Source organism: Bacillus coreaensis (genome assembly GCF_050586445.1).
Lineage (GTDB): Bacteria > Bacillota > Bacilli > Bacillales > Cytobacillaceae > Robertmurraya_A > Robertmurraya_A coreaensis.
In genome coordinates, this window is record NZ_JBOCCY010000021.1 from 32,699 (window position 1) to 49,058 (window position 16,360).

Sequence of the window (16,360 nt, forward strand, 5' to 3'; positions counted from 1 at the left end):
TAACGTTAAAAGGAAAGCTCCTGCTAACGAGCTTTCCTTTCCTATTTTGTCTATAAGTCTTCTCCATTGCTAGCAATGACTTTTTTATACCAATTAAAGCTTTTCTTTTTATATCGTTTGTTTGAGCCTTTTCCTTCACTGTCTCGGTCGACATAAATAAATCCGTAACGTTTTTTCAGTTCTGCCGTTGATGCACTAACTAAATCAATTGGTCCCCAAGAGGTATAGCCCATAATTTCGACGCCATCACCAATTGCTTTTTTCATTTCTTGAATATGTGCCTTCAGATAGTCAATTCGATAATCATCATTAACTGTCCCATCCTCTTCAAGCTTATCTACAGCGCCAAGGCCATTCTCAACAATAAACAAAGGCTTTTGATAGCGATCATATAATTGGTTACAAACGGTTCGAAGTCCTACAGGATCAATTTGCCATCCCCACTCGGAAGATTGTAAATATGGATTTTTTACGCCTGCCATTAAATTACCTGCTGTTTTCTCATTTTGATGTTCAGGAGCAGTACTTGCTACGAAAGACATGTAATAGCTGAAACCAATATAATCTACCGTATTCTCTTGGAGAAGTTTAAGGTCACCTTGTTCCATCTCCATTTGAATAGTAATCCCCTTTTCCTCTAGATCATTCATCATATAGGTAGGGTAATAGCCTCTTGATTGTACGTCAGAGAAAACCAATGTTTTTCTATCCTGAGATAAAGCAGCAAACATATCCTCCGGCTTTGGACTATATGGGTACGTAAGCATAGAAGCAATCATACAGCCAATTTGAGCAGTTGGATCAATTTCGTGACCAATTTTTACAGCTAATGCACTTGCCACAAATTGATGATGTGCAGCTTGATAAAGCTCCTGCTCATTCCTCTCACCATTTTCAAATAATAATCCCCCACCTGTGAAAGGGGCATGAAATAGAACATTGATCTCATTAAAAGTCATATAATACCTTACTCTACCCTTAAAACGATTAAATAAGGTCCGTGCAAATTTCTCATAGAAGCCTATCAATTTTCTGTTTTTCCACCCACCATAATTTTTTACAAGCCCCAGTGGCATCTCATAGTGGGATATCGTTATTACGGGCTCAATATTATACTTTAACAATTCGTCGATCATTTGATCGTAAAATTGAAGCCCTTTTTCATTTGGCTCTGTTTCGTCCCCATTCGGAAAGATTCTGGTCCATGCAATAGAAAAACGGAACGCTTTAAAGCCCATTTCTGCAAATAAAGCGATATCTTCCTTATACTTGTGATAAAAGTCTATTCCCTCATGGTAAAGATTAAATTCCTTCATTGAAAAATCAGGTGGAAACATGATTCCTTTTGGAGATACATCAGCTGTTGATAGCCCTTTCCCATCAGCTTGGTAGGCCCCTTCTAGTTGGTTAGCAGCTACAGCGCCACCCCATAAAAATCCATCTGGAAACTTAATTTTCTTTACATTCAATATATCCACCTCAAATAATTAATTGTCTTATCACTCACGGTTTAGGTCTATTAATTGATCCCCTGACTTAATTTGTGTTTGATTGGTTTTTTCTAACGTGAATTGAGCATGGTTCGTTACAACTACAGGCGTAGTCACACTTAGTCCCTCTGCTTTAATTTTTTGTATATCAAACTCAATAAGAAGTTGTCCTTTTTCCACGAGTGAGTCCATTGATACATGAGAAGTAAAATATTTCCCTCCAAGTTCAACGGTATCCATACCAATATGAATTAATAACTCTACTCCTTCATCTGTTGTAAAACCAATAGCATGATTGGTAGGGAATAACGCTGTTACTCTTCCAGAAACCGGGGCAAATAACTTTCCTTCTGACGGTTCAATAGCCACGCCATCTCCAAGTGCACCAGAGGCAAAGGCTTGATCTTTTATGCTAGAAAGAGGCAATACTTCTCCAGTAAGTGGACTGAAAATAGTCACTTGTTTACTTTGAACTGCTACGGTTTGTGAAGCACTGGTTTGACTATCATTTTTCTGACTAGATGTATTATTTTCAACTGCTGAATTTTGTCCTTTTCCTAAACCAAATAAATAAGTTGAAATAAAGCCCAGCACAAAGGCAACAACTATAGATAAAATTAATCCCCAAATAGTAATGGCGGCTCCACCCTCAGGATTAATGTGAGATGGAATCCCAAAGATGCCCAAACCACCGATCATATAAAGCTTAACACCAGTTACTCCAATGATTCCTCCACCAACAGCGGCTGCAATACAGCTAAAAATGAAAGGTTTCTTCAGGGGTAAGGTGATTCCATATATAGCTGGTTCCGTTACGCCGAATATACCTGATATAAAGGCTGGAATACTCAAAGATTTTAACTTTTGCTGTTTCGTTTTCATCCATACACCTAAGACTGCTCCAATTTGGGCAAAGGAAGCGGCAAAGGTAGTTGCTAGTACCGGATCTGAACCGAGTGTAGTCAGATTGTTAATGGCAATAGGCACAAGTCCCCAGTGAAGTCCAAAAATAACAAATACTTGCCATAAGCCACCTACAAAAATACCAGCAAGAATTGGACTTAAATTGTAGATAAATAAAGTAGCTTGTCCTAATATATTTCCTGCCCAAGTAGCCACTGGTCCAATTACGATAAATGTGATTGGAACAACAATTAGTAAGGTAAAGAATGGAACTAAGAATGCTTTTACTACATCTGGAATAACCTTTCTTAACCCTTTCTCGACCTTTGCTCCAAACCATGCCGCTAATATAATTGGAATAACAGAGGATGCGTAACTCATTAATATAACAGGAACACCCATGAAGGTTATAAAAACCGGTGATTGGAACATGGATCCTGAAAATAATGTAAATAATGGATCTCCCCCTGTGAGGGTAGTTAAGGTCGGATAAACTAACGAAGCACCAATCGCCATCCCAATAAATGTGCTACCACCAAACTTCTTAATAGCGGTGTAGCCTAGAAAGATTGGGAAGTAATAAAATAACGAATCTCCAATCGCATTTAATATTTGATAGGTTCCAGAAGTAGCGTCAATCCCTCCGAAAGTTACAAAAAGAGCATTAAACCCTTTAATCATCCCGGTCGCAGCTAACACTCCGAGAATTGGTGTGAAGATGCTTGCGATTATATCAATGAAGCGAGCAAATACCCCTCCCTTTTCTCCTCCCCCATCTTCTTCTACAGGGGATTGATTTTGAAATCCGCCTACCTCAACAACCGTTTTATATACATCAGGCACATGGTTTCCAATGACCACTTGATACTGCCCACCGCTTTTCATCACGGTAATGACGCCTTCCATATTCTTTAACGCATCGGTATTTGCTTTTCCCTCGTCTTTTAGCTTAAAGCGCAATCTTGTAATACAATGCACCACACTATTAACGTTTTCTTTCCCGCCAACATTTTCAATAATGTCTTTGGCCAATTGCTCGTACCTAATAAGGATCCCTTCTTTCTATCCAAAATAAAAAAAAATGCACAACCTCCTTTGATATTTTGTTCAAATGGAAATAGCTTATACGAGTACCCATATTTTGCATTTATTCGCACTAAATAAAAAACCAGCCACACGGCTGGTTTTAAGCAAATTGTTTATTTTCTTCTTTCTTGAAGAAGCTTTTCATCGCATGGAACACATCGGATTTCTGTTTGAGGATATAGTATCTGAAGTCTTCATGTTTGATGTTTTTATACGCGGACATTAGGGTCGAGTGGCGGTTATATTGATTTACTTCTCCGTATCCAAACATATTGGACACTTTCATTAATTCCTCTACCAACTTCACACAACGTGCATTATCAGAGGTTAAGTTATCTCCATCTGAGAAATGGAATGGATAGATATTAAATTTCGCAGGATCGTATTTTGTTTCAATTAGCTCTAATGATTTTCGGTAAGCTGATGAACAAATCGTTCCTCCACTTTCTCCTTTAGAAAAGAAGTCCTCTTCAGAAACTACCTTGGCTTCAGTATGATGTGCAATAAACTCGATCTCTACTGTTTCGTACTTTGTTCGTAAAAATCTTGTCATCCAGAAGAAAAAGCTCCGAGCCATATACTTTTCCCAAAGGCCCATTGAACCACTTGTATCCATCATTGCTAACACAACTGCCTTGGAATCAGGCTTAATAATCTCATTCCAGGTTTTAAATTTCAAATCTTCTCTATAAATAGGATGAAAGCTGGCCTTACCTGTCATTGCATTTCGCTTATAAGCGGTCATCATCGTTCTTTTCTTATCAATGTTACCCATTAATCCTGTTTTTCGGATATCATTAAACTCAATATCCTCTACAACATTTTCGGACTTTTCCTTCTTTTTTAGATTAGGCAGTTCCAACTCCTTAAACAGTGCTTCCTCAATGTCCATTAAAGACACTTCTGCTTCAAAATAGTCTTCTCCCGCCTGATCTCCTGCACCTTGCCCTTTTCCAGGTCCCTTTTGATTTGCGGATCCATCTCTAGCTACGACATCACCAACTTGGCTTTCTCCATCTCCCTGGCCTACATGTTTGTTTTTATCATAATTATAACGAATTTTGTATTCATCCAGTGAGCGGATCGGGATTTTCACCACTTCTCGACCATTCGACATAACAATATTTTCCTCTGTTACTAGGTCTGGTAAATTGTTACGGATTGCTTCCTGAACCTTCTCCTGATGCCTCTGTTGGTCGTCATAGCCTTTTCGGTGGAGGGACCAGTCTTCTTGCGAAATCACAAATTGATGGTTATTTACATCTGCCATAGTTTTAACCCTCCTAATTTTTTTGTCACCATTTTCACAAAACGCTCATACAATATCCCGAGTGTAAATTTGAGTGGGAAATGTTGATTACTCTATCATATGCAGGAGGACGCAATAATTTACAAATAATTTTGACAATGAGACATTTGCCCATAGTGACGGACAAGCCTATTTATTGCTATTCAAGTACATTAGAGGGGCTCTCATCACCCTAAAAATTCACTGTAAGAAGATCTGACTAATTATATGAATACCTCTCCTGACTCCAAAATAATAAAACTTACTAATATTAATATTATTTCGAGAAAGAAAATATGTTTGTCTTTAAATGTGAAAAAAGAGCTAGTCTTTTAACTAGCTCAATAGTTCTTGAAGGATTCTATTAATTGACGCATGGTCTTCTGGAGTTAAGCACCTGAGCTTATAAATATACGGAGGTATTCCGTTTAATTAGTAATTTTTTTTAAAAAAAGCATAAATAACCGGAGATATTCCGCCTATTGACTTGAAAATTTTTAAAAAAGGACTTTTTGCTTTGCATAAGCGGAAAATCTCCCCTTACATTTACTTGCGCTGATTACTCGATAAATGGGGAGTAAGTATTTTCTCAAAGATCCAAGCATTACGGTGAACCGAGTCACAAGTAAGTGAGGTTGGTTTTTGTATTCCTAATAAAGAAACTCGCCATTATGGCGAGTTTTATGTTTTTTTTACCAATACAACTGTCATCTCTGTACTTCAAAATGGAACCCTTTAGAACAGGCTGTATGCTTTAAAATTTTGCATCTAATAAACGATGCTTACTTTTTACTTGTTCGATTTTTTCTTTTGTTTCGTTCGCTTGGTCTGAATTTGTTTCCTGCAGTCGATCCTGAACTTTATTATCTTTTTTTAGCTCTTCATTCGTTTTCATTTGTTCTACTTCTTTTCCAAGATTCTTCATTTCTTTCATATCCTCAGCCATGGAACTGTTTTGAGCAACATCGTTTTTAGCTTTTTGATTTGTTTTCATGACTATCACCTCTGGTAATCTATACCCGAGATGGACAAGCAGTAAACATAAAAGGACTGGCACATAGCCAGCCCTCCTTTTATTAACGGTTTAACAAGCTACCAACGTAACGAAGTAGTTCGTTTGCAGAGGTAGAATTATAGCCGTGCTCGTCAATTAATCTTGCTACTACTTCATTAACCTTTTTCAACTGTTGCTCATCTGGTGTCTTTGTGGAGGTTGTAATTTTTACAACATCCTTTAAGTCTGCAAACAGCTTCTTCTGAATCGCTTCACGTAGACGATCGTGAGAATTGTAGTCAAATCGCTTGCCCTTTCTTGCATAGGCAGAAATACGAATTAAAATTTCTTCTCGGAATGCTTTTTTCGCATTTTCGGAAATACCAATTTGCTCTTCAATGGAACGCATAAGTTTCTCATCTGGATTGATTTCTTCACCAGTTAGTATATCGCGCAGCTTCGCCTTATTACAGTATGCCTCTACATTATCCAAGTAATTGTCCATAAGCGTTTTTGCTGACTCTTCATACGAGTATACAAATGCTTTTTGGACTTCTTTTTTCGCAATGTCGTCGTATTCCTTTCGAGCAAGCGAAATATAATTTAAATACTTCTCTTTTAACTCTGGAGTAATAGATGCATGTTGATCTAAGCCCTCTTTTAAAGAACGAAGAACATCCAGTGCATTAATAGACGACATTTCTTTTCTAATAATTGTAGAAGAAATACGATTGATCACGTAACGAGGGTCAATTCCACTCATTCCTTCATCCGCATATTCCTTCTTCAATTCATCCACATCAGCGCTTGAGAAGCCTTCAACATTCTCACCATCGTAAAGACGCATTTTCTTCACTAAATCAATGTCACCTTTTTTCGGTTCCTTTAATCGAGTTAGGATGGTGAACATCGCAGCAACTCGTAAAGTATGTGGGGCAATATGAACATGTGACACATCACTTTCACCAATCATTTTCGCGTAAATTTTCTCTTCCTGACTTACTTTTAAGTTATAAGGTACAGGCATAACAATAATACGCGAGTGTAATGCTTCGTTTTTCTTATTTGAAATAAACGAGCGATACTCCGTTTCATTCGTATGAGCCACAATTAACTCATCTGCTGAAATGAGTGCGAAGCGACCAGCTTTGAAATTTCCTTCTTGTGTAAGAGAAAGTAGGTGCCATAAGAACTTCTCATCACATTTTAACATCTCCTGGAACTCCATCATTCCTCGATTGGCTTTATTTAATTCTCCATCGAATCGATAAGCTCTCGGATCGGATTCTGATCCGTATTCAGCAATAGTTGAAAAGTCAATACTGCCTGTTAAATCAGCAATATCCTGTGATTTTGGATCGGACGGACTGAATGTTCCAATCCCCACACGCTTATCTTCTGAGAAGAAAATACGCTCAACAATTACATCCTCAATTCTACCGCCATACTCCTGTTCGACTCTCATCGTATTTAATGGAGACAAATTCCCTTCAATTCGAATACCGTATTCATCGTAAAAATCTTTTCGTAAATGGTGTGGAATAAGATGTAATGGATCTTCGTGCATCGGACAGCCTTTTATCGCAAAAACAGCGCCTCGTTCTGAATGCGAATATGCCTCTAATCCACGCTTTAGCATTGTAACTAAAGTTGATTTCCCTCCACTAACTGGTCCCATAAGCAAAAGAATTCTCTTTCTAACATCTAAACGTTTGGCAGACGGGTGAAAATACTCCTCGACTAATCTCTCTAACGACTCCTCTAAACCAAATAACTGGTTACTGAAAAATTCATATTTTTTACTCGTCCCGTCTTTTTCAATTCCAGCATCTTTGATCATATTATAAACGCGAGAATGTGCCGACTGTGCTACCCATGGACTTTCCTTCACAATTTCTAAATACTCTGCAAATGTACCTTCCCACTTTAACTTTTCCTCTTCTTGTCTAAACATTTCGATCTTTTTTAAGATATCCATATGGACCTCCCCTGTTTGAATGATCAGAGACGATTAATATAATCTATGCACCCGTACAAACGAACATGCCTAATGAGGAAGAGTAATGTTGTCCTTTTTTAGAAACTCTTTCGGAACTTGGCTAAAAAATATTTCTTCAATTATTCACACTATGTTTGAAATAGGCTATAATAAGCCTATATGTAAACGTAATCTTTTACAGAGGAGGCTACATACATGGGATTGCTTCTTATTTTAGGTGTTATGGTTGCATTTCTAGCTGCAATTTTTACTGCAGGATACGATGATAAGCCAGGTGTGAATAAGTAAGAAAAAGAGCTGCCTATTTCTTTGGCAGCTTTTTTCTTATTGTTTATTAAATTTTTGTCCTTCTACATAATTCTTCATATACATTCTTGATTGCTTCTCTAGCAAATTGGCCATTTGTTCAGTCCACGTGTCAGTACGCTTTCCACCCGTTCTTTCCTTATAGTAGCTAGAAATTACGTTATTATAGCTTTTGAGTTCCTCTTCATAATTATCGATATTATATTGCTCTTCATGATACACATGTGAAAGTGGCAATCGTGGCTTCTTATCTGTTACTTTTTTAGGATAACCGATTGCTAAACCAAATAACGGAATCACCCGCTCAGGTATATTCAATAATTCTCCAACTTCCTCCAGGTTGTTTCTTATGCCACCAATATAACAAATTCCAAGACCTAAAGATTCTGCTGCTAAACTTGCATTTTGAGCAGCTAGTGAAGCATCAATCAGAGCTACCATAAACTTTTCTGTGCTTTCAATGGAAGAAATCACATCTCTTCCTTCCATTTTCCCAATGTATTCATGACGGTATAAGTCCGCACAAAAAACAAAAAAGTGCCCATTTTCCTCCACATAGGTTTGATTTCCTGCAAGTTCTGCTAACTTTTTCTTTTTCTCACGATCAGTTACACCTATGATGCTGTACGCCTGTATGTAACTTGAAGTAGATGCTGCTTGAGCACTTTCAACGATAATCTCAATCTGTTCACGAGTTAATGGCTTGTCCTCAAAGCTCCTTATTGACCGATGATTTAAAATCGTTTCAATGACTGTATTCACTTGTTTTCCTCCTTTTAAAAAGGCCGTTCTATAATAGAACGGTCCCTTTATGTTAGGTGTAGATAGTTTTGCTGCCTTAATGCCTCATACACTAAAATAGCTGCCGTGTTTGATAAATTTAATGAACGTACATGCTCATCATTCATTGGAATTCTTAACGACCGATCAAGATTTTTCTCTCTGACCTCTTGTGGTAATCCCGTTGTTTCTCGCCCAAAGATGAAATAATATTCTTTTTCTGAATCGCTATAATCAAAGGACGTATAGTTTATCTTTCCAAATTTCGTTAAGTAAAAAAATTCCCCGCCTGCATTCTTTTCATAAAATTCATCTAATGAGTCATAGTAGTGGATGGTTACCGCATCCCAATAATCTAATCCTGCACGCTTTAATTGTTTGTCATCTGTTGAGAAACCAAGCGGTCGAATCAAATGTAGTGTTGTATCTGTTGCAGCACATGTACGTGCGATGTTCCCCGTATTAGAAGGGATTTGTGGTTGAAATAGTACGATATGGTTTGGCATGGTGTCACCTCTATAGTTAACTGTCAGAGGATATTATACCACTACTCTTTACTAGTAGCCAAAGCTCATACATCGTCAATAATTTGCAAAAAGATATATTTGATATTTGGTGTATAGGCAGTTGAATCTTTATACGCCCAATATCTTTTTCTACTATTCGTAGTATGTGCGTTTACGAGCGGCATTCCGTCTGCATCCTTCGCTGTTACAATGGTCGTATGATTAAACCTCCCATCCCCCTCGAAGTCATAGCAAATAATATCACCTAGCTTCAATTCTTCTGGTCGATTCACTTCAACTGCCCGCAAGCCTATCCTTGCATTGGGCAGATACCACCGGAAAGAGTGAGCAACTGTCCAGCTATACGTCCAACTACTGTTCTGCATCCACCAGCCCTTGGAACGGTTCGGATATCCCGTCATCGGTGCTCCTCCAGCTCTAAGACATTGAGATATATAATTCGTACAGTCGTTCGTAAACTTACTAAAGCGTGGATTATAATTGTTCCACCATGTTTCCGCATATTTCACTGCACTTAACCGATCGTATTCAAAGCTCACTCGTTCATCAAATGCCTCATTAATGCTTGCTTCTGCTTTTTCTACTGTAAAGTCTGGAAGTATTTCCTCATCATCAACCAATGTTCCTTTATTAAATTCAGCTTTTCTTTCCTCAATTTCTTCCTCTATATATAAAGTTCCTTTATGGTTAATCAAATACTGAAAGTGAACCTGGTAATAAACGTGAGCGTTGTCTGCTACATGCTCTATGTTCTGTATTTTGCCGCTAGCTTTGGCTTTAACAATTTCTCCTTCTCTCTCTGCTAGCCCTTGTTTCTTCATCTTAATTTTCGTGCATTCCTCGTTCATATCTCGTGTTTTTGCTACACATTGCTTGACCCTTTTCTCGAGTAACACTTGAAGTTGTTTTCTCACCTTTTTCACTCCCTTCAAGTACAACATATGAAGGAGTTGAAAAAAAAATGAGAGTAACGAAGTACTCTCACTGAATGAATGATAATCCTTTATTTATTTCGTCAAGAACCTCTTGGTCTTCTTCTTTTTGCTTTGCATTATTTAAGGCATCCAGTGCCTCTGCCCCACCAATTTTCCCTATAGCCCAAGCAGCTGTTCCTCTTAACACTGGTCTTGAATCCTTTTTCATGACTTGAATTAAATCCTCAACAGCTGTCTCATCCTTGTAATGAGCAAGTGCGATAATCGCATTTCTCTGAATTGGCTTTTTCCCACGCCAAGAGCCCGATACATGTCCAAACTTTTCTTTAAACTCCCGATTACTCATGAAAAGTAAAGGACGTAAAAGGGGTTTTGCAATTTCTGGATCAGGTTCCATTTCTTCATGAAAGTGAAAATCCTTTCCTTTATTTTCAGGACAGACCGTCTGACATGTGTCACAACCGTACAATCGATTTCCAATCTTTCCTCGAAATTCGTCTGGAAGAAATCCTTTTGTTTGTGTTAAAAAGGCAATACATTTGTGTGAATTTAGTTGTCCGCCTTGAACAAGTGCTCCTGTTGGACAAGCATCTACACATTTATTACAGTCTCCACACCCATTTTCAATCGGCTGATCTGGTTCAAACGGGAGATTCGTAATCATTTCCCCTAAGTATACGTAGGAGCCAAACTCTGGAGTAATAATAGCACAGTTCTTCCCACTCCAGCCAATTCCTGCACGTTCTGCTACGGCTCTATCAGCAAGCTCTCCTGTATCCACCATTGATTTTACAAGGGCTTCTGGAACTCTCGAATGGATGTAGTCCTCGAGTTTTTTTAACCGATCACGAAGAACGGTATGATAATCTGTTCCCCAAGAAGCTCGACAGAAGATGCCTCTTCTCTCTCCTTTTTTGCTTTCCACTCTCGTCTTCATTTTAGATGGATAGGCAAGTGCGATGGAAATAATGGAAGCTGCCTCTGGTAACAGTAACGATGGCTCGACTCTTTTATTGATATCTGGCTCTTCAAAACCCGACTGATACTCTAACTCTTGTTGCCTTACTAGACGGTTACGTAACTCAGAGAAAGTCGATGCAGATGTAAATCCAATTTTATCAATTCCGATCGTTTTACTATATTCAATGATATCTATTTTTAATTGCTGGTAATTCAAACGTCATTCACCTCGTTCCATACTTACAAATACGAAATCACTGCATTCTATGATAAACTATTTTAAACACTTTTTGGAGGTGGAAAGTTTGGAAATAACAATTTCTCCTGAGCTTCTATCACTGGTCCCAGGTTTTAAAATGGGCGTCATAACATATAGGGACATTGAGGTTGGAACCTCCCCACAGATGCTTAAAGGTAGACTGCAGCTTTTCCAAGAATCATTATTCTTCGACTTAGAAGAGAAGCAACTATCTGACCTTAATGGAATTAGTGAGTGGAGGTCAATTTTTAAGAAAACCGGTAAGGACCCTAATCGCTATCGACATTCCGCTGAAGCTTTATACAGACGTGTCAAAAAACAAAATTACATACAAAGTATTAACAGTGCCACAGATTTAAATAACTTTCTCTCATTGAAGTATGAGATTCCTTTAGGTATCTATGACACAAGTCAGCTTGCTGGCGACATAATGATCAGGATCGGAAAGGAAGATGAAGTATATGAGGGTCTTAATGGGCGTAGCAATTCCCTTCATCAGCTAATCATTTCCTCCGATGAAAAAGGCGGGTTTGGCAGTCCTTATGTTGATTCTATGAGATCTGCTGTCACAGAATCAACTAGAGATGCACTACACCTGATTTATTTACGTCCGTCTATAACAGTTGATGAAGGACAACTTTTGACACAATCCGTTATGAATATGTTTACACAAATTCATGGTGGAGTTGGAGCTTGTCGAGTGATTGGTGAGTAAAAGTAATTTAACTCCCCTGTGATTTGCAGGGGAGTTGTCATTTTAAAAATCAAAATTATCAGGGTCTGGACCAACTCTTATATTTTGATTTAATTCATTGATCCGCTTCATATCTTCTTCAGAGAGAACAAAATCAAATAGTGAAGCATTTTCAATGATTCGCTGTGCTTTTGTTGATTTTGGAATCGTCACCACACCGTTTTGAAGATCCCACTTTAAGATGACTTGTGCAACAGTCTTATCATACGTTTCTGCCATTTCCTGTAGAACAGGGTGGTCTAGCAACTCTCCTTGCATTAAAGGAGACCATGCCTCAAGTTGAATATGATGCTTTTGGCAAAATTCTTTTAGCTCCACTTGCGTTAATCGAGGGTGGTATTCGACTTGGTTAATTACAGGTATAATGTTAGCTTCTTTCATTAACTCTTTTAGATGATGAATTTGAAAATTACTTACTCCAATTGCTTTAACTTTACCTTCATTATAAATTGTTTCAAGTGCCCTCCAAGCCTCTTTATATTTTCCTTCTACAGGCCAATGAATCAAGTATAAATCCAAATACTCTAAACCTAGTTTCTCTAAACTTTCTTCATACGCCCTAATAGTAGATTCATAGCCTAAATCCGCATTCCATACTTTTGAGGTAATAAATAAATCCTTTCTAGAGATCCCTGCTTCTTTCATTCCTTCTCGGATACCCTCTCCAACACCAGCTTCGTTTCCATAAATTGAAGCTGTATCAATACTTCTATAGCCATGACTTATAGCTGTTTTTATTGCATGAACCAACTCTGGCCCCTCTTCTACTTTAAACACACCAAGTCCAAACCAAGGCATGTTTACCCCATTATTTAAAGTAGTCGTTTTTTGTAAATGTTTATTAATCATCTATTAGCCCTCCATTAGATCTTTTTTTTCAAGTATTAGACTTACGCCTGTTAAAATGACAGCACCAAATACCATTAACGAACCAATCCATGCCGTATGGATCAATCCCATCTGATCGGTTATTATCCCGCCAACATAAGAACCAACGGCTATCCCTGCATTAAAAGCAGCTATGTTTATCGCTGATGCCACATCTACTGCCCCAGGAACGAAGCGTTCTGCAAGCATAACTACATATACTTGAAGGCCTGGAACGTTCATAAAAGCAAAGATCCCCATGAATATAATCGTGAGTATTCCAACCACTTTGAACGGAGCAGTAAAGCTTAATATGAGAAGAATCACTGCCTGAATGAGAAACATATAAAATAAGGACTTGAGCGGCTTATGATTTGCTAGGCGACCACCTATGACATTTCCAAGTGCAATGGCAATCCCATATACAAGTAAAACGACAGCCACTAATTCCTCTTTAATACCTGTAATGCTTTGAAGCAAGGGAGTTAAATACGTAAAGACTACGAATGTCCCTCCGTATCCTAATGCCGTGATAATGAACATTAGTAACAAACGTCCATTTTTAACTAAGTTCAACTGTTCACGGAATGTTGTTTTATTCCCTCTAGGTAGTTCACCCGGAACAAGAATGCTATTTGCAATCAAGGCTATTATTCCGACAATAACAATAGCAACAAATGCTGATCGCCACCCGACCTGTTGACCGATAAAGGTACCTATTGGAACTCCGGTAATCGTTGCAACCGTCAGCCCTGTAAACATAATAGAAATGGCACTAGCACGACGGTTTTCTGGAACTAAGCTTGCTGCAATTGTTGAGCCAATTGACATAAATACACCATGGGAAAATGCTGATAATACTCTTGCTGCAAGTAAAACACCTATTGAGGTTGCTGAAGCTGCTAGACTATTCCCGATTATAAAAACCAGCATAATCCAAAGCAGTAGCTTCTTTTTCGACATACTCGAAGTAATCGAGGTTAAAATCGGGGCACCTACTGTGACTCCTAGTGCATATAAAGAGACCGTTAGGCCAGCCATTGTAACAGATATTTGCAAATCCTTTGCTATAAGAGGAAGCAACCCAACACTAATAAATTCGGTTGTCCCAATCGCAAAAGCACTAATTGCTAATGCTAATAAAGCAAATGTACTTCTCTTTCTATCTATATTCATTTCATTTCCTCCTATTTATTTCCGTTGAATGATTCCTTGGTGTATTTCATCAACAAATGCTATTATGATTCATAGAGTTCTAATTGGGAAGAACGCACTTTAAAGTGATATAGGTACCTATTAGTAAGGTAGGTACTTTTTAGTACCTATGGAAAGGGGTATGAAAATGGAGAAAAAGAAGTACAACATTGCTGTGGAAGCAACATTAGAGGTGATCGGGGGCAAATGGAAGTGTGTCATTTTATGCCATCTTACACATGGAAAAAAGCGAACTAGTGAGTTGAAGAAATTAATGCCAAATATAACTCAAAAAATGTTAACACAGCAATTACGAGAGTTAGAGGACGACGGAGTGATCAACCGTATTAGTTATAATCAGGTTCCTCCTAAAGTAGAATATGAACTCAGTGAGTATGGTAAAAGTCTACAATCAATTTTGGATTCGCTATGTGCATGGGGAGAATCTCATATTACAAAAGTGTATGGAGATAAAAATGATGTTTTAGAGGAAAGTATTTTAAATCAATAATAGCAACAAATACCCTCGTTAATATGAGGGTATTAAAAAACGCAGTACATCGTTTTTATAAACGGCATACTGCGTTGCTTATATGTATGGAGCGGGTGATGAGAATCGAACTCACGACATCAGCTTGGAAGGCTGAGGTTTTACCATTAAACTACACCCGCAAATATGTGATTCATATTTGGTACTTTTATATAATACAAAGATTCCTAAAAAAAATCAAGTATTTTGTCGAACTTTTTTTCATGTAAGGCCGAAGCATATTTTTTCTTATTTGATTCGTACATATCAAACTCCTCAAAAAGGAACGAGGAATGCACCTACCTTTCTAGCATCCCTCCCCCTTTATTAGTCTATTAAAAGGAGCTGTTTCTCAACTTTCCAATATGCTTCTTATTTTAACTTGTACTCCTCTGAAAAATACCCTGTTCCATCATTGAAACTTAATACAATGTATTAGTTATCTCCACTTAAACGAACAAGTATTTTCGCTTGTGATTTGTCATGTATAAGCGTTTCAAAACCATTTTCTACTATATTTTCTAATTCAATTCGATCGGTAATAATCTGTTTTGCTGGTAACTGCCCGCTTGCAATTAATTCAATCGTTTGTTGGAAGGTGATCCGCTCATAAGCAAGAGTTGCGCAAATTTTGACTCCACTCGTTGTGAGTTCAAACGGGTTCCAATTAATGCTCGAAGAAAAGATCGATACGACCATTACTAACCCTCTAATTTTTGTAGCTTGAATGGCTTGTTTGAAAGTAGCATCAACTCCAGCCACCTCAAAAGTGATATCGGCTCCATCAGGACAAACTTTTCTGATTTCCTTTATTACATCTTTTTGTCCCGCATGGATAATATGGGTAGCTCCTGCCTGTATAGCCTTTTCGAGTCTCGTCTCAGACACATCAATGGCAATAATATTTGTAGCTCCTGCAGTTTTGGCTGCCATTATCGTCAATAAACCGATTGGCCCTGAGCCAAAAACAGCAACAGAATCACCAATCAACAAATTGGCTTCCTTTACTGCTTGCACAGCCACAGCCGTTGGTTCGACTAAAGCACCTTCTTCAAGGGACATTGAGTCCGGCAAGATGTAGGCATATTTTTCTGGAATCACAGCATATTCGGCAAAGCCACCATCCACGTGTAACCCAAATGTACCAAATCCATCAAAGACATCTTCCTTGGAGCTTCTTTGTTCCTTTGTAATCATTGGATAAATGGAGATACGATCCCCTACTTTGAATTTCGTCACACTCGAACCAACCTCTTCCACGACACCAGCGAACTCATGTCCTAGGGTGAGGGGGGCTTGACAACCTGTAACAGGGTCTGGACTGTTCACCGGGATGAAGACGGGACCCTCATGATATTCATGTAGGTCACTTCCACAAATCCCTGCCCAAGCGACTTTAATCTTTAATTCATCGTCCCCAAGTTGTTTTAATGCTCTCGCTTCCACACGAACATCATTTTTCCCATACCATACTGCTGCTTTCATCATT

14 protein-coding genes and 1 tRNA gene are annotated in these 16,360 nt (G+C 38.2%); 2 read left to right on the forward strand and 13 right to left on the reverse strand.

Annotated elements, in window-relative coordinates; genetic code table 11:
• Positions 1-50: 50 nt before the first annotated feature.
• The 9 genes from bglH to queG form a co-directional block, all read right to left on the reverse strand.
• Complete coding sequence (bglH, locus tag ACQ5H4_RS20975; RefSeq protein ID WP_430776909.1) at positions 51-1,469, reverse strand: aryl-phospho-beta-d-glucosidase; 1,419 nt, start codon at positions 1,467-1,469, stop codon at positions 51-53.
• 30 nt (positions 1,470-1,499) lie between these two features.
• Positions 1,500-3,440, reverse strand: a complete 1,941-nt coding sequence (locus ACQ5H4_RS20980; RefSeq protein ID WP_430776932.1) for a beta-glucoside-specific PTS transporter subunit IIABC — start codon at positions 3,438-3,440, stop codon at positions 1,500-1,502.
• A 139-nt stretch (positions 3,441-3,579) separates the two neighbouring features.
• Complete coding sequence (gene yhbH, locus ACQ5H4_RS20985; RefSeq protein WP_430776910.1) at positions 3,580-4,749, reverse strand: sporulation protein YhbH; 1,170 nt, start codon at positions 4,747-4,749, stop codon at positions 3,580-3,582.
• Between the two features lie 772 nt (positions 4,750-5,521).
• A complete protein-coding gene (locus ACQ5H4_RS20990; RefSeq protein ID WP_430776911.1) occupies positions 5,522-5,824 on the reverse strand; it encodes a hypothetical protein in 303 nt (100 codons plus the stop codon).
• A gap of 19 nt (positions 5,825-5,843) precedes the next feature.
• The gene (locus ACQ5H4_RS20995) at positions 5,844-7,739 is read right to left on the reverse strand and encodes a PrkA family serine protein kinase (protein ID WP_119707055.1); all 1,896 of its coding nucleotides are present in this window, start codon (positions 7,737-7,739) and stop codon (positions 5,844-5,846) included.
• Positions 7,740-8,084: 345 nt separating this feature from the next.
• Complete coding sequence (gene nfsA, locus ACQ5H4_RS21000; RefSeq protein ID WP_430776912.1) at positions 8,085-8,828, reverse strand: oxygen-insensitive NADPH nitroreductase; 744 nt, start codon at positions 8,826-8,828, stop codon at positions 8,085-8,087.
• Positions 8,829-8,875: 47 nt separating this feature from the next.
• Positions 8,876-9,352: a tRNA (uridine(34)/cytosine(34)/5-carboxymethylaminomethyluridine(34)-2'-O)-methyltransferase TrmL gene (gene trmL, locus ACQ5H4_RS21005; protein WP_430776913.1), complete on the reverse strand. Its 477-nt coding sequence runs from the start codon at positions 9,350-9,352 to the stop codon at positions 8,876-8,878.
• Between the two features lie 65 nt (positions 9,353-9,417).
• The gene (locus ACQ5H4_RS21010; protein WP_430776914.1) at positions 9,418-10,287 is read right to left on the reverse strand and encodes an amidase domain-containing protein; all 870 of its coding nucleotides are present in this window, start codon (positions 10,285-10,287) and stop codon (positions 9,418-9,420) included.
• A gap of 67 nt (positions 10,288-10,354) precedes the next feature.
• Positions 10,355-11,485 carry a tRNA epoxyqueuosine(34) reductase QueG gene (gene queG / locus ACQ5H4_RS21015; protein WP_430776915.1) on the reverse strand — a complete coding sequence of 377 codons (1,131 nt, stop codon included), beginning with the start codon at positions 11,483-11,485 and terminating at the stop codon, positions 10,355-10,357.
• Between the two features lie 88 nt (positions 11,486-11,573).
• On the opposite strand from queG, the gene ACQ5H4_RS21020 reads away from it, so the two are divergent.
• A complete protein-coding gene (locus ACQ5H4_RS21020) occupies positions 11,574-12,242 on the forward strand; it encodes a B3/B4 domain-containing protein (RefSeq protein ID WP_430776916.1) in 669 nt (222 codons plus the stop codon).
• Between the two features lie 42 nt (positions 12,243-12,284).
• Here ACQ5H4_RS21020 and ACQ5H4_RS21025 read toward each other — a convergent pair whose 3' ends face one another.
• Together ACQ5H4_RS21025 and ACQ5H4_RS21030 are read right to left on the reverse strand one after the other, a co-directional pair.
• A complete protein-coding gene (locus ACQ5H4_RS21025; RefSeq protein WP_430776933.1) occupies positions 12,285-13,127 on the reverse strand; it encodes an aldo/keto reductase in 843 nt (280 codons plus the stop codon).
• A 6-nt stretch (positions 13,128-13,133) separates the two neighbouring features.
• Positions 13,134-14,324, reverse strand: a complete 1,191-nt coding sequence (locus ACQ5H4_RS21030) for an MFS transporter (protein ID WP_430776917.1) — start codon at positions 14,322-14,324, stop codon at positions 13,134-13,136.
• A 166-nt stretch (positions 14,325-14,490) separates the two neighbouring features.
• On the opposite strand from ACQ5H4_RS21030, the gene ACQ5H4_RS21035 reads away from it, so the two are divergent.
• On the forward strand, positions 14,491-14,853 hold the full coding sequence (locus ACQ5H4_RS21035; protein WP_430776918.1) for a winged helix-turn-helix transcriptional regulator: 363 nt from the start codon (positions 14,491-14,493) through the stop codon (positions 14,851-14,853).
• Between the two features lie 87 nt (positions 14,854-14,940).
• Here ACQ5H4_RS21035 and ACQ5H4_RS21040 read toward each other — a convergent pair.
• Positions 14,941-15,014: transfer RNA gene (locus ACQ5H4_RS21040), tRNA-Gly, on the reverse strand.
• Between the two features lie 292 nt (positions 15,015-15,306).
• On the reverse strand, positions 15,307-16,356 hold the full coding sequence (locus tag ACQ5H4_RS21045; protein ID WP_430776919.1) for a 2,3-butanediol dehydrogenase: 1,050 nt from the start codon (positions 16,354-16,356) through the stop codon (positions 15,307-15,309).
• Positions 16,357-16,360: the final 4 nt, after the last annotated feature.